Annotated in this window: 23 protein-coding genes and 1 pseudogene; 18 read left to right on the forward strand and 6 right to left on the reverse strand. The window is 27.2% G+C overall.

All coding sequences use genetic code 11. The features are described 5' to 3' along the window. Nucleotides 1-9: 9 nt before the first annotated feature. The 7 genes from LJD34_RS08500 (at nt 10) to LJD34_RS08530 (ending at nt 7635) form a co-directional block, all read left to right on the forward strand. Complete coding sequence (locus LJD34_RS08500; RefSeq protein WP_227359621.1) at nt 10-2313, forward strand: ABC transporter permease; 2304 nt, start codon at nt 10-12, stop codon at nt 2311-2313. A gap of 1 nt (nt 2314) precedes the next feature. Continuing rightward, complete coding sequence (locus LJD34_RS08505; RefSeq protein WP_032090463.1) at nt 2315-2998, forward strand: ABC transporter ATP-binding protein; 684 nt, start codon at nt 2315-2317, stop codon at nt 2996-2998. 179 nt (nt 2999-3177) lie between these two features. Next, entirely contained in the window at nt 3178-3348 is a 171-nt protein-coding gene (locus LJD34_RS08510) for a hypothetical protein (RefSeq protein WP_022002849.1), read from the forward strand. A 4-nt stretch (nt 3349-3352) separates the two neighbouring features. Further along, nucleotides 3353-3733, forward strand: a complete 381-nt coding sequence (locus LJD34_RS08515; RefSeq protein ID WP_227359622.1) for a cupin domain-containing protein — start codon at nt 3353-3355, stop codon at nt 3731-3733. Nucleotides 3734-3852: 119 nt separating this feature from the next. Then, on the forward strand, nt 3853-5346 hold the full coding sequence (locus LJD34_RS08520; protein WP_227359623.1) for a UDP-glucose--hexose-1-phosphate uridylyltransferase: 1494 nt from the start codon (nt 3853-3855) through the stop codon (nt 5344-5346). After that, nucleotides 5343-6617 carry a galactokinase gene (locus tag LJD34_RS08525; RefSeq protein WP_119363641.1) on the forward strand — a complete coding sequence of 425 codons (1275 nt, stop codon included), beginning with the start codon at nt 5343-5345 and terminating at the stop codon, nt 6615-6617. Before LJD34_RS08520 ends, LJD34_RS08525 begins: the two co-directional genes overlap by 4 nt. A gap of 1 nt (nt 6618) precedes the next feature. Continuing rightward, complete coding sequence (locus LJD34_RS08530; RefSeq protein ID WP_227359624.1) at nt 6619-7635, forward strand: aldose epimerase family protein; 1017 nt, start codon at nt 6619-6621, stop codon at nt 7633-7635. A gap of 19 nt (nt 7636-7654) precedes the next feature. Here LJD34_RS08530 and LJD34_RS08535 read toward each other — a convergent pair whose 3' ends face one another. Continuing rightward, nucleotides 7655-8635, reverse strand: a complete 981-nt coding sequence (locus tag LJD34_RS08535) for a LacI family DNA-binding transcriptional regulator (RefSeq protein ID WP_227359625.1) — start codon at nt 8633-8635, stop codon at nt 7655-7657. A 128-nt stretch (nt 8636-8763) separates the two neighbouring features. Here LJD34_RS08535 and LJD34_RS08540 point away from each other — a divergent pair, with 128 nt between their 5' ends. The 5 genes and pseudogenes from LJD34_RS08540 to LJD34_RS08560 all read left to right on the forward strand — a co-directional run bounded on the left by LJD34_RS08540 (nt 8764) and on the right by LJD34_RS08560 (nt 13889). After that, a complete protein-coding gene (locus tag LJD34_RS08540) occupies nt 8764-11631 on the forward strand; it encodes an insulinase family protein (protein ID WP_227359626.1) in 2868 nt (955 codons plus the stop codon). A 14-nt stretch (nt 11632-11645) separates the two neighbouring features. After that, nucleotides 11646-12389: an alpha/beta hydrolase gene (locus LJD34_RS08545; RefSeq protein ID WP_147579559.1), complete on the forward strand. Its 744-nt coding sequence runs from the start codon at nt 11646-11648 to the stop codon at nt 12387-12389. A gap of 1 nt (nt 12390) precedes the next feature. Then, nucleotides 12391-12873 (forward strand): bis(5'-nucleosyl)-tetraphosphatase (symmetrical) YqeK, encoded by a 483-nt coding sequence (yqeK, locus tag LJD34_RS08550; protein ID WP_227359627.1) that lies wholly within the window; start codon nt 12391-12393, stop codon nt 12871-12873. A gap of 291 nt (nt 12874-13164) precedes the next feature. After that, nucleotides 13165-13290, forward strand: a pseudogene (locus tag LJD34_RS16790) (AraC family transcriptional regulator); the annotation flags it as partial. A 164-nt stretch (nt 13291-13454) separates the two neighbouring features. Continuing rightward, a complete protein-coding gene (locus LJD34_RS08560; protein ID WP_318532720.1) occupies nt 13455-13889 on the forward strand; it encodes a GyrI-like domain-containing protein in 435 nt (144 codons plus the stop codon). A 28-nt stretch (nt 13890-13917) separates the two neighbouring features. Here the strand turns inward: LJD34_RS08560 and LJD34_RS08565 are convergent, their stop codons facing one another. Next, nucleotides 13918-14349 carry an NUDIX hydrolase gene (locus LJD34_RS08565; protein ID WP_227359629.1) on the reverse strand — a complete coding sequence of 144 codons (432 nt, stop codon included), beginning with the start codon at nt 14347-14349 and terminating at the stop codon, nt 13918-13920. 107 nt (nt 14350-14456) lie between these two features. Between LJD34_RS08565 and LJD34_RS08570 the strand changes: the two genes are divergently transcribed. From LJD34_RS08570 to LJD34_RS08580, 3 genes are all read left to right on the forward strand, one after another. Then, complete coding sequence (locus LJD34_RS08570) at nt 14457-15080, forward strand: NUDIX hydrolase N-terminal domain-containing protein (RefSeq protein WP_227359630.1); 624 nt, start codon at nt 14457-14459, stop codon at nt 15078-15080. Nucleotides 15081-15146: 66 nt separating this feature from the next. Continuing rightward, the gene (locus LJD34_RS08575; protein WP_032090453.1) at nt 15147-15836 is read left to right on the forward strand and encodes a M24 family metallopeptidase; all 690 of its coding nucleotides are present in this window, start codon (nt 15147-15149) and stop codon (nt 15834-15836) included. A gap of 24 nt (nt 15837-15860) precedes the next feature. Then, entirely contained in the window at nt 15861-16436 is a 576-nt protein-coding gene (locus LJD34_RS08580; RefSeq protein WP_227359631.1) for a hypothetical protein, read from the forward strand. 24 nt (nt 16437-16460) lie between these two features. Here LJD34_RS08580 and LJD34_RS08585 read toward each other — a convergent pair whose 3' ends face one another. From LJD34_RS08585 to LJD34_RS08600, 4 genes are all read right to left on the reverse strand, one after another. Then, complete coding sequence (locus tag LJD34_RS08585; protein WP_032090449.1) at nt 16461-17321, reverse strand: Cof-type HAD-IIB family hydrolase; 861 nt, start codon at nt 17319-17321, stop codon at nt 16461-16463. Between the two features lie 134 nt (nt 17322-17455). Continuing rightward, nucleotides 17456-18664, reverse strand: a complete 1209-nt coding sequence (locus LJD34_RS08590; protein WP_227359632.1) for an MFS transporter — start codon at nt 18662-18664, stop codon at nt 17456-17458. Beyond that, complete coding sequence (locus LJD34_RS08595) at nt 18651-19208, reverse strand: TetR/AcrR family transcriptional regulator (RefSeq protein WP_032090447.1); 558 nt, start codon at nt 19206-19208, stop codon at nt 18651-18653. The genes LJD34_RS08590 and LJD34_RS08595 overlap by 14 nt, the downstream gene beginning before the upstream one ends. A gap of 388 nt (nt 19209-19596) precedes the next feature. Further along, nucleotides 19597-20142 carry a hypothetical protein gene (locus LJD34_RS08600; protein WP_032090446.1) on the reverse strand — a complete coding sequence of 182 codons (546 nt, stop codon included), beginning with the start codon at nt 20140-20142 and terminating at the stop codon, nt 19597-19599. 309 nt (nt 20143-20451) lie between these two features. On the opposite strand from LJD34_RS08600, the gene LJD34_RS08605 reads away from it, so the two are divergent. The 3 genes from LJD34_RS08605 (at nt 20452) to LJD34_RS08615 (ending at nt 23381) form a co-directional block, all read left to right on the forward strand. Beyond that, nucleotides 20452-21006 (forward strand): Sir2 family NAD-dependent protein deacetylase, encoded by a 555-nt coding sequence (locus LJD34_RS08605; RefSeq protein WP_032090445.1) that lies wholly within the window; start codon nt 20452-20454, stop codon nt 21004-21006. A gap of 317 nt (nt 21007-21323) precedes the next feature. Further along, entirely contained in the window at nt 21324-22307 is a 984-nt protein-coding gene (locus LJD34_RS08610; protein WP_032090444.1) for a DUF4365 domain-containing protein, read from the forward strand. Nucleotides 22308-22592: 285 nt separating this feature from the next. After that, the gene (locus LJD34_RS08615; RefSeq protein WP_227359633.1) at nt 22593-23381 is read left to right on the forward strand and encodes a hypothetical protein; all 789 of its coding nucleotides are present in this window, start codon (nt 22593-22595) and stop codon (nt 23379-23381) included. Nucleotides 23382-23456 lie beyond the last annotated feature (75 nt).

Below are 23456 nucleotides of genomic sequence, written 5' to 3' on the forward strand. Positions count from 1 at the left end.
GGAAAGAATATGTCACATACGATCAATATGCTCGCAAAAAGAAATATTCAAAAGTATAAAAAGCATTATCTTATTGTTTTAATCGTTCTTTTAATTGTTTCTACTTTTATTTTTTCAAGTTTTTTTATTGTTGATAATCTGTATCAAATGAAAAAGAACTATCATATTTCAACCTATGGTTCTTGGTATACACGAATAGAAAATATTGATGAACAAACTCAAAAAGGAATTGAAATCTACAGCAAAGACTATTTTAAAGATATTATTAAATATGGTTATGTAGATTTTCAAGGAAAATATGATAATTACCAAATAGGTCATATTGAAAAGGATATTTATTCATTGTGTCGAGTAAAAATTATTAAAGGAAGAAAAATACAAAATGATCAAGAAATTTTAATCAATCAAAAAGTTTCTAAAAAGTATAAACTTTATGATCAAATAGAAATAGAAGGAAAAAATTATACGATTGTTGGTATTATACAAACCGCCAATAAAAACTTACCTGATATTTATACAAACTTAGAGACGTATCAAACAAAAGATTATTATTCGAATATGTCTATTTTATCAGATAATCATTATATTCAATTTAATGATGGAAATAACTATCAAGAAATAGAAATTCATTATGATTATAATCCTTATGGTTATGATCATAATGAATTTCATAATCAAGTAGAAAAAGCAACCAATCAGCTCCAACAAACGTTTGAATTTATTATAATTACACTTTTTGTTTTATTCGCTTTAACTTCTACTTCCCTAAAGAAGAGAATGAAAGAAATGGCTCTTTATCGAGGAATAGGAATGACAACGAATCAATTAATGATGATGGTCATGCAAGAAAACATGCTGATTTCTTTTCTTTCTATTTTAATAGGATTGTTAATAGGTGTATGTGTATCTTTAGGTTATCTCTATCTTCAAAGTAAAACCTATCATACATTTATTTATCAAATTTCATTTAAAGAAATATTATTTTTAGTATTGGTATTGATGAGTTGTACTTTTATAACGATTCTCATTCCTGTTTATTCAAGCTCTAAGAATGCTTTGATAGGTATTTTTGATAGCAAAAAGTTTAATTATATTCAAGTAAGGTATAAAAAATTAAAGAAACAAACACTTGCTTCTTTAGCTACGAGAGAGTTATGGGTAAATAAAAGAATGAATATCTGTTTTTATGTATTTGTTTTAATACTTTCTTTATATGGGCTTGTTTATTTCTATCAAGGACATCCCATTCAAACAAAAGATCAAAATGAACAAAGTCAAGTAGAACTTATTAAGGCGACTCAAAAAGAAGCAAATTTATTTTTAAAAGAATTTTCTCAAAATGACATTATTATTAATCATCATTATATTGATGAAGGAATAACTATGACCTATCGAGAAATTCCTCAATCTGTTTATGAACTTTGCCAACTTTATTATTATCAAAGTAATAAAGATGATTTAAAAGGAAGATTTCCTCAAAAAAGTCATGAAATTGTCGTGGGCAATCATTTTAATCATGTTATTCTTTCAAAAGAATGGTATCCAAATCTTAAAGTTGAAGCGAATCAAGTAACTTTTAAAGGAAAGAAATATCGAGTAGAAAGTTCAACATCTTCTCATAATGATCAAGGAAATTATTTAGGAGATGACAATTATGAGATTGCTCTTGATGAAGTAAAACTCAATGAAAAAGTGATAATTGCAGGTGAAGAATATACCATTGTTGGAATCAATGAAAATGAATATTATAATGATTCAATGATTTATATGTTTGAAGATGATTTAAAACGATTCAATACAAGTGATGAATATTATTCAGGATATCATTGGTATCCAATAAAAGATGTTATAAAAGTAGAAAAGTTCATGAAAAAACATTATGAAGCAAGAGTTTATGAAATGGTAACAAGTGATGAACTTTCAGTAAGTTTGTTTTCTACATTAAATATTCCTAAACATCTTTTAATACTTGCATTAGCTGTAGGTTTTATTTTAATGATGTTTTTAAATTACAATCATATTGAAAATAATTATCAAGATTATCTTATGTATCATATTATAGGTTTAAGTTATCGAGAAATTAAAATAAAACAAGTATGGAAATCAATAAAGATGTTTTTATATACACTTATTCCTTGTGGTTTTTATGAGTTGATTTTATTAAGAGGAAGTATCGATCATTATTTTCCAATAGCGCAATTAATACTTTTAGTAGGGATTATTTTTCTAGTTTATTTATGTGTTTATAATATTCCTTTATTAATTGTTTTAAAAGCACATCAAAATGAAGAAATAAGAAAGGAAGATGACTAATATGAATGTTATTTTAGAAGCGAAAGATATTGTTAAAACATATGGCTATGAAGATAATAAAATCTATGCAACCAATCATATTGATTTACAAATAGAAGAAGGCTCTTTTGTAGCCATTGTTGGAAGAAGTGGAAGTGGAAAAAGTACACTTCTTCATATCTTGGCAGGTTTAGTAAAACCAACAAAAGGAGAAGTTTATTTAGAAGGAAAGTCTCTTTATGAAATGAATGATCATACTTTAACGCGTTTTAGACGAAGAAGAATGGGTTTTGTCTTTCAATTCTTCAATCTTATTTCCACACAAAATGTTTTAGAGAATATAGTTTTACCAATTCATTTAGATGATGGCGAGATTGATGATGATTATTTAAATGAAATTATTAATCTATTAGGTCTAGAAGAAAAGAAGAATTCTTTTATTTATGAACTTTCAGGAGGACAACAACAAAGAGTTGCCCTTGCAAGAGCCCTTGCAAGTAAACCAGCGATTATTTTCGCGGATGAACCTACGGGGAACCTCGATGCTAAAAGTTCTAAAGAAGTTGTTGATTTATTAAAAATCGCCCAAAGAAAATATCATGAAACGGTTATTTTAGTAACTCATGATCAAGAAATTGCCTCTATTGCTGATCGTGTTATTACGATTGAAGATGGAAAAATTATTCAAGATACAAATCATATTTAAATACGTTTATTTGTGGTTTAAATAAAGATAAAAACATCTTTAATATTTTCTTTTTGTTAGAGTAGAGCTATGGAGGAAAATTATGGATGATTTAACGATTTATGAAACAGAAATAATTGTCGTAAAAATGGACGAAGAGTCCATTTTTTTGATAGAATAGAGAAAAGGAGAGAATAATTATGGAAGTAACAATTAATGGTGTAAAAAAAGAAGTCAGTAAAGAAGAGATGAAAGATCGTGTGATAGGTTATTATGATGCAGTAGGGATCAAACATTTTTATTTAGAAGTTGATGAAATGGATGATGAAGAATTAAAGGCTTTATATGTAAATTCATTTGCGAGAGAATAATTGTATGAAATTAATTAGGAAAGATCAGGCGATTCATGTAGATAAAACAAACGGCACAAAGGTAGACTATTATTTATTAAATGATGCTGAAATTCATTATAATAAAATTAATCCTCGTACATTGCAAGAATGGCATAGACATCATCGTATTTCAGAAAATATTTTTATTTTAAAAGGGGAGCTTGTTTATCGTTATTTAGATGAAACAAATCAGGAACAATCATTAAAATTAAAACAGGGGGATTTGCTTTCTGTTGATAAAGATATTCATACTTTTGAAAATCAAACAGATGAGGTTGTAGAATTTATAGTGTTTCGGTATCTTCCTTCTTATAAAAATCAAAGTGAAATGATTAAAAATGATAAAGAAATAATTGAAAGGTAATACGGAAGTATTATCTTTTTTTACTAAAAACACATTTTATTAACTAATATTTAGTAAAATATATTGATAAAGTTTACTAAAGTGATAAAATGAGATTGAGAAAGAATGGGGGATAGAAAATGAATCATCAAATTAATCGACTTATTTATTTTGGTTTACAACATCATTTAATTAGCGAAGATGATGAAATTTATGCAGTGAACTTATTATTAGATTTATTTCATTTAGATCATTTTACTAAAGAAGAAATGAGTGAAGAATTAGAAGTGGCGACAGATATTTTAGAAGAAATGTTAGATTATGCTTGTCAAGAAGGTTTCATTGAAAATAATATTACAGAACGAGATCTTTTTGATACGCGCATTATGAATTGTTTAATGCCTCGTCCAAGTGAAGTGATTCAAACATTTAAAGAGTATTATAAAGAAGATTCTAAAAAAGCAACAAAGTATTTCTATGATTTATCTATTGCATCGAATTATATTCGAAAAACAAGAACAGATAAAAATATTCGTTTCAAACAATTTTATAAATATGGTGATATTGAAATTACCATTAATTTATCTAAACCAGAAAAAGATCCAAAAGAAATCATGAAGGCAAAAACAATCAAAGCCAGTGGTTATCCCAAATGCCTTTTATGTAAAGAAAATGTGGGTTTTGCAGGAAACTTTAATCATCCCGCAAGGCAAAATCATCGTATTATCCCATTAATGTTAAATGGATATCGGTATTACATGCAATATTCACCTTATGTTTATTATAACGAACATTGCATTATTTTTAATGAAAACCATCAACCAATGGTCATTAATGAAAATACTTTTAGATCATTATTTTCATTTGTTAAACAATTTCCACATTATATGCTAGGTTCAAATGCGGATTTACCAATTGTAGGAGGATCTATTTTAACACACGATCACTTCCAAGGAGGACATTATATCTTTCCAATAGAAGGAGCGACAGTTGTTAAAGATATATCTTTAGACAAATATCCTGATTTACAAATCAGTGTTTTAAATTGGCCTTTATCAACCATTCGTGTACGTTCAACAAATGATGAACAAATGATTCGATTTGCCTTAGATACTTTAAATAAATGGATCAATTATTCTAATGAAAAATTGGATATTATCGCTTATAGCCATGAAACAAGACATAATACGATTACTCCAATTGTAAGAAAGAAAAATGGATTGTATGAAATGGATCTTGTTTTAAGAAACAATCGAACAAGTGAAAAATATCCTGATGGTATTTTCCATCCTCATCAAAACTTACATCATATTAAAAAAGAAAATATTGGTTTAATTGAAGTGATGGGACTTGCGGTTTTACCGGCAAGATTAAAAGATGAATTAGAAGTTTTAAAAGAATGTTTATTAGGAAAAAAGAATATTTTAGAAATTTCAAATATGAAAAAGCATGTGGCATGGTATAATGAATTAAAGAGCCATGATTTTAATGAAGATACAGTGGATCAATTACTAAAAGAAGAATTAACACATAAATTCGTTAATGTATTAGAAGATGCGGGTGTCTTTAAAATGAATGAAGAAGGGAAAGAAGCTTTTATTAAATTTGTAGAAATGGTAGGAGAAAAAGAATGAAAAAAGCAAGTTTAGTGATTAAAGAAATTCAAGAGGGAACTTATAATGATGTTTTAAAAGAAGTCTATATTGATGAAAGTCGTATTGAAAAACAACCTCAAAGATATGTAGCAGCAATTGAAAAATTTATTTCACTTTATGGAGATCAAGAAATTGAAATCTATAGTACACCAGGAAGAAGTGAAGTCAGTGGGAATCATACGGATCATCAAAATGGTGAAGTTTTAGCGGCAGCCATCAACTTAGATATTATTGCGGTTGTTTCTAAAAATGATGTCGTTAAAGTTTTATCGGATGATTATGATTTAAAACCTATTTCTTTAGATGATTTATCAAAAAAAGAAGACGAAGTGGGCACATCTGAAGGACTAATGAGAGGAGTTCTTGCCCGTTTTAAAGAATTAGGTTATGCCATTGGTGGATTTAACGGCTATATGACAAGTGATGTTTTACAAGGCTCAGGGTTATCTTCATCAGCAGCCTTTGAAGTTATGATTGGAACCATTCTTTCAGGTCTTTATAATGAAATGAAAGTCGATCCTGTCGTGATTGGACAAGTGGGACAATATAGTGAAAATGTCTATTTTGGAAAACCATGTGGTTTAATGGATCAAAGTGCTTGTTCAGTAGGAAGTTTGATTCATATTGATTTTAAGGATAATAGTAAACCTGTTGTCGAAAAAGTAGATGTTGAATTTTCTTCATTTAAACATAGTTTATGTATCGTAGATGTCCATGCGTCTCATGCAGATTTAACAGATGATTATGCAGCTGTTCCTTATGAAATGAAAAAAGTAGCTCAATTCTTTGGCAAAGAATTTTTAAGAGAAGTGGATGAAAAAGATTTTTATAACCAATTAGTTGCAGTAAGAAAAGAAGTAGGAGATCGTGCGATTTTAAGAGCAATTCATTTATTTAATGAAAATAAACGTGTGGAAAAAGCAGTATCTTCTTTAAAAAATAATGATTTTGATACGTTTAAACAAGTTATTAAAGATTCAGGAGATTCTTCATATAAATACTTACAAAACGTTTATTCAAATAAATATCCAGATAATCAAGCTGTTTCTTTGGCCCTTGCTTTATCAGAAGGTATTTTAGAAAATCATGGTGTATGTCGTGTTCATGGAGGTGGATTTGCGGGAACGATCCAAGCCTTTGTCGAAGATGAATACGTTGATCATTATAAAGAAGAAATTGAAAAGTATTTTGGTGAAGGTTCTTGTCATGTCTTAAAAGTAAGAAAATTTGGTGGAATGAAGGTACTTTAAGATGATTAAAATAGAGAAAGTAGAAAATAATATTGATTTAATTACACTTAAAAATGATGAATTAGAAGTTGTTGTTTCTAATTATGGATGTACACTTGTTAAAGTGTTGATGAAAGATCAAGTAGGAAATGTTGATGATGTGGTTTTAGGATATGATGATTTTAAATCTTATCAAACATTAGATGCCTATATTGGGGCGCTTGTTGGAAGAGTTGCTAATCGTATTAAAAAAGGAACTTTTGAATTAAACGGTCAAACTTATCATTTACCAATTAATAATGGACCTAACTCCTTACATGGAGGAATCAAAGGCTTTTCTTATCAAGTATTTGATTATCAAGTGCTTGATGAAACAAGTGTTGAATTCCATTATGTTTCTAAAGATGGGGAAGAAGGATATCCTGGTGAGTTAGATTTTAAAGCAATCTACTCACTTGAAGGCGATACACTTACCATGCATTATCATGCAACTACTTCGAAAGATACGCTTATTAATATTACGAATCATTCGTATTTTAACTTATCTGGCAAAAAAGAAAATGTATATCAACATTTATTAAAAGTTCATGCTGATCGTTTTGCTTGCATTGATCCTGATGGACTTCCTACAGGTGAAATAAAAGATGTCAAAGGAACATCTTTTGATTTCAATGAATTTGCCTATATTGGAGATCGTGTCGATAATGATGATGAACAATTACAACTTGGTAAAGGATTTGATCATCCAATGATCTTTAATACAAAAGAAAACCAAGTTGAATTGGTTCATGAAAAGACAGGAAGAAAATTAACCGTTTCAACGACTTTACCACAAGCACAAATCTATACAGCGAATTATTTAGATGGTCGTCTTGGTAAATATGGACAACATTACAATGCCCGTGATGCCATTTGTATTGAAACACAAAATATGCCGGATGCGATTCATCTAGAAGAAAACCCAAGTACGATTTTAAAAGCAGGTGACACTTATGATGAAAAAACATCTTATAAATTTGAAGTTATAAAAAATCTCTAGAGAAAAAATCTAGAGATTTTTAAATACATGAATTTCTTTCAATTAAAAAACAAGGTAAAAGAATTTTAATCGGTGAAATATTTTCATTATGTTTAAAAGCATCAAAAAGTTGTCTAGCAGCCATAAAGCCCATATCAAACGTTGGCGCAAATACTGTTGTAAGCGGTGGATCGGTATAATTGGTTGTTTCAATATTATCAAAACCAATGATTGATATATCTTCAGGTATTTTGATGTCATATTGTTTTAAAGCACGCATGGCACCAATAGCGATAGGATCGCTTGCTGCAAAAATGGCGGAAGGAAGTTTCTTGTTTTTAATAAGTTCATAAGTCATATTAAAACCAGATTCAATTGAAAACGTTTCTTCGCTTATAGAATAATCAATGTTGTATTTTTTACAATAGTGTTCAAAGTATTCTTTTCTTTGATCATGATAGAGCTTATCATGAATTATTTCTTTACCACCTAAATAGGCAATTGAAGTATGTTTTTGACTTAAATAAGAAACCACATCTTTAACTGCATTTTTAAAATCAAGTAAAATACAACATTCATGAATAGGATCAATATTCATATCTAAAAAAATAACATTTGAACATATCTTTTTATATGTTTCAATATCTTCTTGACTGTATTTCCCAATACAAACTAAACCTTGAATATCTTCTAATTGATTTAAATAATCAACATCTGTTTTAAAAACACGTTTGATAGCAATTTTGTTTTTAAAACAATATTCTTCTACTCCTTGACGAATACTTAAATAATAAGGGTCATTGGATTCTTCAATAGGAGATATCCATTGAATGATTCCTAATGTCATCACTGTATCATAGATTTTTTTATTTTTCTTTTTATAACCAAGCTGATTAGCTGCATCAAGAACACGTTGTCTTGTTTCTTTAGGAACAGACAAAGTAGGATCATTATTTAAAATACGTGAAACACTGGCGCTTGATACTTTCGCTAATTCAGCAATATCTTTTATTGTTGCCATAAGAACCTCCAATCTATGGTTATTTTATCATTTAGTAAACTTGAAATCAATATTTACTAAAATATCATCTTCGTTTACAAAACGTTTATTCAAAGGTAAAATAAGGTGTAAAGAAATGAGGTAGTACAATGAAAATAAATGAATCAAAACATGGCTTTGTCGTTAAAAAAAGGACAGAAGTCAGTGAACTTAATGCAACAATGTATGAAATGGAACATATAAAAACCCATTTAAAACTTGCTTGGTTAAAACGTGATGAAGAAAATAAAACATTTGGTATTGCGTTTAAAACCTTACCAAGTGATGATAGTGGGGTTTTTCATATTTTAGAACATTCGGTCTTATGTGGATCTCAAAAATATCCTGTCAAAGAGCCTTTTGTAGAATTAATGAAAAGTTCAATGAGTACTTTTTTAAATGCCTTGACCTTTGAAGATAAAACCTTTTATCCTATTTCATCTAGAAATAATCAAGATTTTATGAATCTAACAAAAGTTTATTTAGATGCAGTTTTCAATCCTTTGATTTTAAATAAAAAAGAAATCTTTTTACAAGAAGGATGGCATATTGAAGCTACAGAAAAACCAACTTATAAAGGGGTTGTTTTAAATGAAATGAAGGGGGCTTTTTCAAGTCCTCATGAAATTATGATGAATGCGTTGAATCGTGCTTTATTTAAAGACAACTGTTATCAATATGTTTCAGGGGGTGATCCTGAAGCCATCACTGATTTAACCTATGAACAATTTATCCAAACTTATCAAAAATATTATCATCCTTCTAATGCCTTTGTCTTTTTAGATGGAGATGTCCAACTTGATGACGTCTTAGAACTTTTAAATCAAGAATATCTTTCTTCAATGGAAGCGAATTTACCAATAGAAGGACCAATTTATCAACAACCTGTTCAAGTTTCTAGACAAGTGGTAGATTATGAAATAGGGGAAGAAGAAAACGCTGAAAATAAATATCGCATGGCCTGGGGAAATGTGATTGGAAGTTATCAAGACTATGAAAAAGTCATTGCGATGCAAGTATTAAGTGATGTTTTATGTGGTGATAATCAAGCGGTTTTAAATAAAGCCCTTTTGGAAAAAGGACTAGCTGAAAATGTTTATTTAGCGATTAATGATGGTGAATTACAAAATTGGTGTCAATTAGAAGTTGATCATATAAAAGAAGAAAACTTAGATCAAGTTAAAGAAATTGTTTTTGATACGCTTCAAACATTGATTAAGAAAGGTATTGATCGTCAACAACTTGATGCAACACTTGCTTATTTAGAATTAAATTTAAAAGAAAGAAACTTTGGGGGATATCCTCAAGGAATTATTTTTGGTTTCCAAGTATTAGAAAGTTGGCTTTATGGAGGTAAACCAGAAGCCCATTTAGAATATGGAAAGATCTTTGATGATTTGAAAAAGAAAGTAAATGAAGGGTATTTTGAAAATCTTATCCAAGAAGTTCTTTTAGAAAATAAACATAGTTGCGAAATTGTATTAAAACCTTCAAAAGAGTTAGGAAAGATTCGTCGTGAAAAAGAAGAAAAGAAATTAACAAATGTTTTAAATTCTATGACAGATGTTCAAAAACAACAATTACAAATAGAACAAAAACAATTAGATGCTTTCCAACAAGCACCAGACACTTTAGAAAACTTAAATACTTTACCAAAATTAAATCTTGAAGATATTGAAGCAAAAGTACAAAAGATTCCTTCAAAGTTGATAGATTTAGAAGGATGCAAAGTTTTAAAACATCCAACAGAAACTAATGGTATTTATTATTATGCTCTTTATTTTAATATAGATCATTTAGATTTAAATCAAATCAGTACCTTATCTTTTATTTGTTCCTTATTAGGAAATATCTCTACAATAAAACATAGTGCTAAAGATCTTTCTACAAAGATTCGTCTTCTTTGTGGAACAATGAATTATTCTATTAATACATATGAAACAACTAATAAAGAAAATCAAGTTTACTTCAAAGCAACATTTTCTACTTTAGAAGAAAATGAACAAGAAGCTTTACAACTTCTTGTTGAAATCTTACAAGAATCTGTTTTTGATCAAGAAAAAATGATTCGTGATATTTTAAAACAACGTATTATTTCCTTAAAACAAGCGATTACTATGTCAGGACATAGTTTATCTATGAAAAAAGTTTTAGCAATGGTAAGTTCTTCGGGTGTTATTGATGAATATAGTAGTGGAATTGCTTATTATAAATGGTTAAAAGAATTAGATGATCATTTTGATTTTGTTGCTTTAAAACAAAAATTAGAAAGTGTTTATCAAAATGTTTGTTTCTATAATCGTTTAACTTTATCTTTTACTGGAAATGATGATACAAACTTAGAAAAACAAGCTCTTTATTTAAAGGAAACATTAAAAATCTCTGATGCTTTAGAAAAAGCAATCATAAAACCTTTTTCTATTAAAAAAGAAGGAATTATTATTCCTTCAGATATTGCTTATGCCTCTAAAGGAGGTTATCTATTAGAGACTTCTAAAATAACACCACTTGCTTCAAACATTATTTCTTTAGCGTATTTATGGAATGTAGTAAGAGTACAAGGAGGTGCTTATGGTACAGGTTTAGTATCGCGTGCTTCAGGATTTACATGTTGTTATTCTTATCGTGATCCAAATGGAAAAGAATCTTTAAAGAAATATGAAAAATGTGGAACATTTTTAAAAGATTATTTAAAGGAAAATCATGATTTAACAGGATTTATTATTGGCACACTTTCAGGATTAATGCCACTTATGATGCCTTATAATATTGGCAAATATGGTGATTTATATTATTTTAATCAAAAAGATGAAAAAGCAAGACAAGAACAATTGGAAGCTATTTTAAATGTAGATAAGGATGAGCTATTAGAAATTGCGAAAGAAATCGATGAAACTTTAGAAAAAGGTGGAATATGTATTATTGGTGGTAAAAATCAAATAGATCAATGCGATCTTGATGAAATTATTTCATTATAAAAGAGGTATTTTCAATGTTAGAGAAATATGATGTTTATTTAAGACCATTTAACTGTCAAAGAACATTGCATATTTATTTACCTAATGATTATTATCAAAGTGATGAAAGATATCCAGTTGTTTATATGTTTGATGGACATAATTTGTTTTTGAATAGTGATGCTACTTATGGTAAATCATGGGGCTTAGCTGAATTTTTAAATCATTATGATAAGAAATTGATTATTGTAGGGATTGAATGTAATCATGAAGGGAATGAAAGATTAAGTGAGTATTGTCCTTATAACTTAAATAGTCGTTATTTTGGACGTGTTCAAGGAAAAGGTATTCAAACATTAGATTGGCTTGTTTATGAACTAAAGCCGATGATTGATCAAAAATATAGAACATATCCTTTTAGAGAATGTACAGCCATTGCAGGAAGTTCTATGGGTGGTTTGATGGCTTTTTATGGAGTTATCAAATACAACCAATATATTTCTAAAGCCGCTTGTTTGTCACCGGCCTTTGGCTTATGTAAAAAACGTTTAGAAAGAGATCTTCCTCAAAATTTAAATCCTGATACACGTATTTATATGTCTTTAGGAACGGAAGAATTTAAAAGACCACAACGTTATATTAAAAACATTCAAGAGTTTAATGATTATATTGTATCTAAAGGTGCAACAAGTTATATCAATATTATTCCTGGAGGTCATCATAATGAAGCTGAGTGGGAAAAACAAAATGAGTTGTATATGAATGTGATGTGGAAATAAAATGAATATTGAATTATACGATAAAATCAAAAATCTTTATTTAAAATATCATAAAGAAAAAACATGGAATCATGTAGAAAGTGTAGCCAAAGAAGCTAAAAAGCTTGCAATTCAATATCATCTAAATATTGAAAAATGTATGATAGCAGCTTTGTTGCATGATATCAGTGCAATCCTTTCACCAGATGATATGTATAAATACGCTAAAGAATTAGGGTACCAAATAGATCCAAGTGAAGAAAAATATCATTTCTTATTGCATCAAAGAATTTCTAAAGAAATTGCATATGATTATTTTCATATTGAAGATGAAGATATTTTATCAGCAATTGAATGTCATACAACTTTGAAAAAAGAAATAAATGATTATAATAAAATTATTTTCTTAGCTGATAAACTCGCTTGGGACCAAGGAGGAATACCTCCTTATTATCAGCAATTAAAAGAAGCAGTCAATATTTCTTTAGATAAAGGATGTTATTAGTTTATAAGTTATCAATTTGAAACACATCAACTTCTTATGCCTCATACTTGGTTATTAGAAGCTTATGAAAAATTAAAACAGACAAATGAAGGCAAATAGTGTCGGGAGAAAATCTTTTTTCTTAACTATAATACAAGTACAGTAGAGAAAAGGAGAAAAAACATGGATTGGGTAAATGCAATTGAAAAAGCAATTCAATATATTGAAAATCATTTAATAGAAGATATAACAGTGAAAGATGTTGCAAAATATGTTCATATTTCTGAATTTTATTTTCAAAAAGGATTTGCTATGTTATGTGGATTTACTATTAGTGAATATATTCGTAAAAGAAGATTATCGCTTGCGGGTAATGAAATTGCTGGAAGTGATATAAAAATTATTGATATTGCCATAAAATATGGATATGATTCGCCAGATAGTTTTACCAAAGCTTTTACACGTTTTCATGGTGTAACACCAACAGTTGCTCGTAAGAAGCATACAACTTTGAAATCCTTTGCTCCACTGAAACTAACAATAGCTTTAGAAGGAGGATATCTTATGGATTACAAGATTGAAAGAAAAAAGCGTTTAAAGTTATCGCAAATGAAAAAACGTTTGCTTATGAAAATGCTAAAAAAGTCATTCCTGATTTTTGGAAAGAACATTATCAAACAGGTAAAGGAAAAGTTGTTAGAGGAGTTTATGGAATTAACATTGATAAACAAATGGGGCAAGAAAACTTTGATTATTTAATTGCAGATCCTTATCAAGAACAAGTTATTCCAGAAGGCTTTGTGTTAGAAACTATTCCTGAATTTGAATGGGCAATTTTTCCATGTGTTGGCGCAATGCCTAAAGCCTTGCAAGATGTAAATATTAAAATATTTACAGAGTGGTTACCGGCGTTAAAAGATTATGAATTTGCTGCTGGATATTGTGTAGAATATTATGATGATCCAACAAAATATCTTAAAGGTACATTGGATGAAAATTATTATTGTGAAATATGGATTCCAATTAAAAAAAGATAAAAGAAATCTCTAATAGAGTTATTTTCTATTAGAGATTTTTATTAGATAAGATATCAATTAAAAATGGAACAACTTTTTCATCAGACATTTCATCTAGAGAAGAAATAAGACGGTATTCACTATGTTCTTCAGGATCTAATTGAATTACATAATCATTTGTATTTTTTAAAGTACAAATATAAACAAGTCGAGTAAACATCGTATTTTTACCTTTGTCAAAATTACTATCTTCATGAATGATTTGTTTTACTTCAACATCTAAATTAACTTCTTCTTTGAATTCTCTAATTAAAGCTTCTCCAGGTGTTTCCAAGTCTTCTACAGAACCTCCAGGGATATCCCAATATTCAGGATATACATTTGGTTTTCCTCTTTTGATAATACTTCTTTTAATGACAAGGTATTTATCATTGATTTTCATTAAACCATGGACAATAAGTTTGTTTCGAAATTCTTTCATATGATTTTCCTCCTTATGGGTAAGTTTTATTATAAATCTGTTTTCAATAAAAATGCAATGAGAAAAATATGATATAATAAAATCAATAAAGATTAGAGGAAATGTGTATGGATAAAAATAAAAAATGGATTGATTATACTATTGAATTACAAAGTTTAGCACAAGCCGGACTTACTTATGGAAAAGATGTTTATGATCAAGAACGCTATGAACGTATTCGCCAACTTTCCGCTATGATGATGGCAGATATTTCAAATAAACCAGTAGAACAAGTAGAAGGGCTTTTTTGTAATGAAGTAGGGTATCAAACACCCAAAATTGATACACGTGCTGCTATTTTTAAAGAAGATAAAATCTTACTTGTACAAGAGAAAAATGGAACATGGTCATTACCTGGTGGTTGGTGTGATGTCAATGTCTCAGTTATGGAAAATACGATAAAGGAAGTAAAAGAAGAAGCAGGACTTGATGTTGTTGTTAAAAATGTCATTGCAATTCAAGATAGAGAAAAACATAATCAACCAATCTATGCTTATAAAGTATGTAAAATATTTATGCTTTGTGAAGTAGAAGGTGGTGTTTTTAAAGAAAATAGTGAAACAATAGGTTTTGATTATTTTACAAAGGACAATCTTCCAATACTTGCTACAGAAAAGAATAATGAAGAACAAATTCAAATGTGTTTTGATGCTTATAAGGCAGGAGAAAAATGGAAAACATATTTTGATTAGAAATTATTTATAAAATCTTTTTATGAAGGAAAAATAATGTTTTAATGATAAAAAAGGAGAAATATTATGGAAAATAAAGATGTTCAAAAAATAGCAAAAATGACAATACAATATGCAAAAGAAATTATTAAACCTGGTATGTCCCTTATTGATTTGAGAAATGATTTAGAGAAGAAAATGCTTGAGTTGGGCGCAGATTCTTTTTGGTATTGGGATGTAGGAGCATTTATTTTTTCAGGAGATGAAACAAATGTTTCAATATCAGGTAAACATTATGTAACTGCAAATAAAACTATACAAAATAATGATATTATTACGATTGATTTATCACCTCAAAATAATAATGTTTGGGGAGACTATGCAAGAACAATTATTATTGAAAATGGGATAGTCGTTGATTGTGTAGGAAATATTGAAAATGAAGAATGGAAAAAAGGATTACAAATGGAAGATAGACTTCATCAAGAATTATTGAAATATGTTACTGTTGAAACAACCTTTGAAGATCTTTATTTTCATATGAATCACTTGATAAAGGAATATGGGTTTATAAATTTAGATTTTTTAGGAAATTTAGGACATTCTATTGTAAATAGAAGTGAAGATAGAATTTATATTGAAAAGGGAAATAAAACAAAATTAATAGATGTAAATTATTTTACGTTTGAACCACATATAAGTGTTTTAAATTCTAAATATGGTTATAAAAAAGAAAATATTTATTATTTTGTTGAAGAAAAATTAGTTGAATTATAACTTATATTTAATGGGGAGTCGTCAATGAAAAAAGATTTTGAAAATTTAAAAAAAATATTTGAACAAGCAAATGAACAACTATTAAATCTTGATATTGATTTATTTGAATCACAAGTATCTGAACAAACAATTTGTGGAGCACTGGCTATAAGATTACATGATATATTAAAAGATACCCAATATTCCAAGTATTATGTTGATATTGAATATAATCGCAATAGAGGTGGAAAATTTAAAAAAATGTCTAAAAGTATACAGGGTCCAGACGAAGAAATAATAAGAATTAAAACAGATTTAATTGTACATAGTAGAGGCGAATGCATAGAACGAGATAATTTACTTGCACTTGAAATGAAGAAAAGTTATCGACCTAAAAAGGAGAAGGATGCAGATAGGAGCCGATTAAAATGTTTAACTAAAGATAGCTTTAATCATGAGTGGTCTTTTGATGGAACAGAACCTCCTGAACATGTTTGTCGATATGCTATAGGCATATATTATGAGATTGATTTTGATAAAAATACTATCTCAATAGAATATTATCGTAAAGGAAAGTATCATACGAAAGATAAGAAACTCATTAAAAAAGGAACAGATTAATTAAACAAATGTTCCTTTTTTACTTTATTTCATAATGTGATATGCAAAGTTAGCAAAACCATTTTTATCATAAGAAGTAGAAATGTAGTTTACAATTTTCTTTACATCATCTACTGCGTTATTAACAGCACCACTATAATTTACTTTTTTTAACATTTCTAAATCATTTAAATGATCTCCAATTGCATACGTATTTTCTAAATTAATATTAAAATGTTTGCATAAAATATCAATAGCATTTGCTTTTGTTACCGATAAAGAAGATATCTCGGTGTTTAGTTGACCTGAAGAAGTGATTTTGAAATCTTTGTCATATTTTTTATTTATACTTTCTATAAATTTAAAATCATGAGTAATGATTTCTAATTTAAATAAATCTTTATCTTTTGTTTTAAAGTCGTTGATAATTTGCTTAGTAAGAGGGACACTTGAAAATATAATATCATAGTAAACTTGCATACCATAAAGAGCATAATCAATATCAGTAGTTTTAGTCATTGCTAATTGATAAAGTCTTTTTATTAATTGTTTAGATTTATGATAATAAAAGTGACATTGATCGTAAAGAATATAATAGTAATCTAATTTATTACATTGATCGATAATATCAAAAATCTTGTTTTCTTTAATAGGCATATTTGCAAGTAAGAAACCATCTTGTAAATAGATTTGAGCACCATTTAAAGCAATAACAGGTATTTGTAGATGATATTTTTCTAATAGATTTATTTTAATATCATTATAACTACGCCCAGATGCAAAGACGACAATAAAACCTTTATTTTGTAATTGATATAAAGCTTTTAAATTTTCTTCACTAATTTCATGTTGAGCAGTTAAAAGAGTTTTATCTAAATCAGTAAATATAATCTTTTCTTTATTCATAAAAACCTCCTTAATCGTTTGACAATGTTTAAAAATTAAGATAGGATTTTTTTAACTTTAAATTAATATATTTTCTTTAAAACATCATGTTTATAGGTGAGAGTGTAAATAAAATGTCTTAGAATTTATATGATTTAAAGTTTTTCTTTTTCTAACCATTGTACTTTTTTGTTAATGATAAAGTGATCGATAAGCCATAATGTTCCATTAAAAATAATAAGAAAACGATAAGCATTATTTAATGAAAATAATGAGCAGGTAATAAGTGAAATTGAAAGACCAATAATTCTTCCTAGGGCAATTGGAAATTCAGATGCAACAATATATTCGTATTGGTTATAATCGTTGTTTGCTATTATGGCTAATTGGAATTTAACGGATTGAAAGATTGTTTGATTCCAACAGTAGACAACACCAAGTAAGATATAAGTGATTAATAATATTTTAGGCGATTGAAAAATTCCTAATAAGGACATTATTCCAAAATAAATCATAGAAGCAATTAAATGATAATTCTTTTGATTGGTTCTATTAAATTTACTAGCAATTAAACTTGAACTGAAAATACCAATACAAGCCATAATTGAATTAAATTGACCGATAATTTGTTCGTTAGAAATAATTGTATAAGCAAAAACAGTAAATATCTGATTAAATATTGAATCTCTAATACCGTTACTAAAATTATAATATTTATTAGCATTCCAATATTTGTTACCTTTAAGTTTTAAAACTTCTAATAATCTAATATTTTGATTTAAAGTAAGTCCTTTTATAAAAATAGACATATAAATACCAATAATAAGTAACAAAGCGGATATAAAAAATAAAATATAATAACCTGTTAGTTTAGTATAAATGGAAATAATATAACCTGAAAGTGAAGGCATAATAATTCCAAAAAGATAACTGAATGTTTGTTGATATGAAAAGAAGCGACCTTGTTCACTTTCTTTTACGAGTTGTCCAGTAAGTAGGTTAAACGAAAAATAGTAAAAACCTTGACCAATTCCATTAAAGATACCTAATGGAATTAAAAATAATTGGGCTTGTTCTTTTAATGATAAAATAAGCAAATAATAAGCAATCATTGAAAAGATGCCAGTTTTAAGAAAAGTAACAAGATTTATTTTTGATATAAATTTTGTTCCAATAATAAAAGCAATAAGCAAAGAAACATAGTTAAGAATATTTTGAAATAAGATAATAAATATACTATTTGTTAGTCTTACTAAATAAACATTCAAAAAAACTGAGGCAATATTTGAACCAGCAAGGAATAACATTCCTACAATAAGTAAATATTTTGTTTCCTTTGTTAAAGTATTTTTAATTTTTAGCATTTCTAAAATTTTTAATTGCTATTTTTAATAATTCTGAAACTTCTTCTTGCGAAAGTGAAATGCTATCAACAAGAACATAAGTTGCAATACCATGCGTATAAAATCGAATATTTTGAAAAAGTTGGCAAGCTTCATCAAATGAAATTTGATACTGTTTTTCAATCTTTTTAATAATATTTTGATTGTACGATGATTGAATTATTTGTGATAGCGTTCTTTGACCACCAATATCTGAAATATAAACAGCTTTGAACAGATTTTTTTCTTTTCTTGCAAATTCGATATAGGCATAGCTAACGCGATACAATTCATCATTTTCATCAACATAAATATCTGTAAATTCTCGATAGTATTTATATATTTCTTCAATAAGTTCTTCTTTTAATTCATCCATATTTTTGTAAACCCTAAAAATAGGATTTGTAGAACAATTCATTTCTTTTGCAATACTTCTTGCATTAACTTCCTCAAAACCACTTTTTCTTATTATTTCAAGAGATGAAGTTAAAATATCTTGCTTATTGATTTTTGATTTTGGTGGCATAACAAAACTCCTTTCTTATAAAATAACATTTGTTACGTAACATATGTTATTTTATAATTAAAAATTAAATTTGTCAATGGAACACATCATAGAAGATATTTTAATTCCTCTTTTTTATTATTTGTGTAATATTATAATTCTATTTAGTTAAAGATGTTGATTTATACGGAAATATTAGCTTTTACAGGAGTAGGAATATCAAAATAAAGTAATATGCCGATATCTATAGAAAAGCAGAAGTAGGGTTTAATGATAAAAAAGAGATATTACAGAAAATAGGAATGTTCAAAAAAAAGAAAAATGACAATTCGATGTATAAAAGGAATTATTAAATTTGGTTGTTGATATATAAAAAGTTTCCCATTATGAGAAACTTTGATTTTAAAACTTAATGTTTTTTAATTTTCTTTTTAGCTAACCTTACCATGCTATCATCTAATGTAGTACGTGGGTTTTCTAAATTATAAGTTTTTGCCAAATCTTTGTAATGTTTATCCATGTAATCTTTTATTTCATTAGTTGATTTTGTTTGGAATAGGGTAATTAAGTTTACATCATCTTCTATTTTAAAAATATCATTTAATTTCAAAATAAATTTAGATGTATTTTCTTCGATGTCTGAACTTTCAAAAAAGTAATTTCCTGTGTTTGTATAGATGTTTAAATCTACAAAATAATTAAAGTAAATACTAAATTTTCCAGAATTACGGTGTGACATAAAACCTTTGAAACCATCTTTTAAAAGACCTACAGATGGATTGTAGATTCTATTAACAGGTAAAATTTTGATATTATTAATACTACTAAACGGAATGGTAATATCTACGTTGGATTCATTTTTAATTACTAAAGCATCTTCGTTTAAAATAAGTTGTTGTACATCATCAGAAATACTTGTTACTGAAAATTGTGCTTTTATTCTTTTTTCTTCCATTGCAAAAACCTCCTTTTTAAAAAATAAATTTATTACATCAAAGAACTTTAAATTATGAATAGTCATTTTATCTTTATTCAATTATACCATATAACATGTAGAAATATTGTGATTTAATCAGCTTTTTTATTTGTTGAAATGTTTTTAATGGGTTATAATAAGCACTAATATCATCTATAACAGTATATATCGATTCTTTAAGTTAGATACATTCAAATATATAGAGAGATTGGTTTTAATCATTGCACTTTATAGATAACCAATAGAAATATGTGATATAATTTCATGTAGTTAAGGGAGTTGATTTATATGAAAATATTAGCTTTTACAGGAGCAGGAATATCAAAACAAAGTAATATTCCAACATTTATGGAAAGACCAGATGTAAGAGAAAAACTATTTAGAAGTTATGCCAATACACATCATGAAGAATATAATGAGGTTATTAAACAGCTTAAAGCCAATATGAACGGTGCTAAACCGAATGATGCTCATATTGCTTTAGCTGAGTATCATATACCAATTATTACCATGAATATTGATGGATTGCATAAATTAGCTGGAAGTGATGCTTTAGAATTACATGGTGGTTTACCAGAAGATGATGAAATGGATATTGCGTATTCTTTATATAATAAACCGGTACTTTATGGTGATCCAGCACCAAATTATCAAAAGGCTTATGAAATGGTTTATAAATTACAACCAGGAGATATCTTTTTGGTAGTAGGATGTTCATTTCATACAGGAATATCTGTTGATTTAAGAGAAGTTGCGAAAGCTAGAGGAGCAAGAATTATCGAAATACAGGAAGATGCTGCTCATAATGTAAGAAAAGTATTAGAAGAATTAAAGAAAGGATGATTTAAATAGAATTATTTCAAGGTGATAATACAATTATAAATCAACCTAAAATTATTACGGATGGTTATTATAAAGATTTTGGCAATTTGTTTACTGATTAGCTATATTGTATTTTATATTGGAGAAATCATATATATTTAGATACTATATAAAATAGTTTACATATATCAAACAAATGTTGGAAAGAAATGTTAATAAATATCTTATAATTATCACAGGTATTAATGAAAAACCAAGTGGTTTTCTCAATCGTATTGTAAAAATACAAAAATTAATTTATTTTTATATGGAGTGTAAAAAGGTAAAAGGAGAGTAATATGTCAGTTGAGAGAATAGGCGTTTCATCGGTAGAAAAAATTATAAATCAAATGGGAATGATTTTTAGAGAGCAGCCTGTGGATGATTATGGAATTGATGCGCAAATTGAAATTGTTGAAAATAAATGTGCTACCGGAAAATTAATTGCTGTTCAGATTAAATCGGGTAACAGTTATTTTAAGGAATTAACACCAAATAGTATAATATATAGAGGAAAACGAAAACATTATGATTATTGGTTGAATCATTCTTTACCGGTGATAATCGTTTTGTATGATCCAGAAAAAGATAAATGTTATTGGAATATAGTTAACAAAGAAACAGCAATTTTATCTGAACAAAATTGGAAGATTGAAATTTCTTTTTCTAATCTTTTAGAAAACTCTAAATCATCTTTGATTAAAATTGCAGACAGATTAACAGAGTATGAAAAAAAGTTCAATACTTTTTTATTTGCAAAGCCATGGATGAAACAAATTATTTATGGAAATAGAATTGTTTTAAATGTTGAAGAATGGATAAATAAATCATCCGGTAGAGGTACTTTTAAGCTGAAAATAATTGATAAAAATGGTAATGATAGGCAGGTTGTTAATAGTACATTTATTGGGTTTGGAACAAAGCCGTATAATCAAATTTTTCAAGAATTATTTCCATGGGCATTTATTACTATAGATTACAATTATTATAAAGATTATGATAGCATAGCAATGCGTGATAATGATTATGAAGCAGCTGAATATACTTATTTTGATTCTGTTGGTGCGGTATTTGATATGAGTGAATTTAAATATATTGTTCCCAAAGACGCACTACCAATAAAAAAATGGATGTGTGATCCTTGTAATATAAGACCGTACAGCATAGGTGGAGGGGAAGTAGCGTTCTATCAATTAATATTAGAATTAAATGATGTTGCAAAAGCATTTTTAATTTTAGATGATTTCATTAATGAGACAAATTTTTATACATTATTAAGTTAGATAAAAAATATTATAGTGAAGAATTTTTTGAAATTATAATAAATATTTAACATGATTAATAATGTAACATATTCTTAAAAAGTATGAGATAAATAAAATAACATTGATAAAGTATTAAGTGATTAACCGAAGAATAAACAATTGTTTATAAATTTTTTTTGATTTAAAAAATTACTAAATCTAAATAAGTAGGAATTGTAAAATGTATAAATGAAGTATTTATATTGTGAAAAATTGGATGATATAAATATTTTTTAATTAAATGAGAAGAGGAGATTAAAGCAAATGGAGACACATATTCATAATCCGTATAAAGTAAATTGGAAAATGTACGGGCTTATAGGTGTGATATCAATTTTAGTAATGATTTTTGCTTCTTTTTGTTGCCCTAATGCACAAAATGTACAAAGTATTATTTTTGATATAATTAGAAATTTATCTTACGGAGGTGTTGCATCTGTTTTTATTGCTTTATTAATTGAAATAGGAAATGTCAAAGAGAAAAATAATAAAGCTAATAATTTGTATGAAATGATTTATAGTGATTTAAAAATTAATATTTTGTGGTATTTGAATGGTTGGGCACAATTTTGTAATATAGTATACAAAGATAAAGAATACAAAGATGAAAAACATACTTGGACTGAATGGTATGGCATTGTTAAAAATCGTTTTATAGAATTAGATGACAAAAGACAAGAACAAGCACTAGAATTCTTTAAAGATGAATTAATATATAATTTAGATGTAATAGAAAAATCTATAGATTATATAAATAAACAACAATTTATTTTGAGTATTAATGAATTATACGATGAAAATTTAAAATCAATTATTGAGAATTTTAAATTTGAATGTTATGGTGCAAAGTCATTTTTAAAAATAAATTTTAATAGTGAAAAATTTTGGAAATCATTTGATGCAATAAATGAGGATTTAAAAAAATATATATATAGTTGGACGGATATACAATATTATAATTATTATAAATTTAAACCTTTTGATATTTTAACTAATAAAAGTGATATTAGAACCGCAATTATCGAGAGTAAAAAACATAATAAATTAAAGTAATTTTATTACACGAATTGTTTTAGAAAGCTAACTATATAAAATTCAAGTGATTTTATGAAAAAGTTTGAAAATATT

It is taken from the genome of Faecalibacillus sp. MSK20_93 (assembly GCF_020589945.1).
In the GTDB taxonomy this organism is placed as follows: Bacteria; Bacillota_I; Bacilli_A; order Erysipelotrichales; family Coprobacillaceae; genus Faecalibacillus; species Faecalibacillus intestinalis.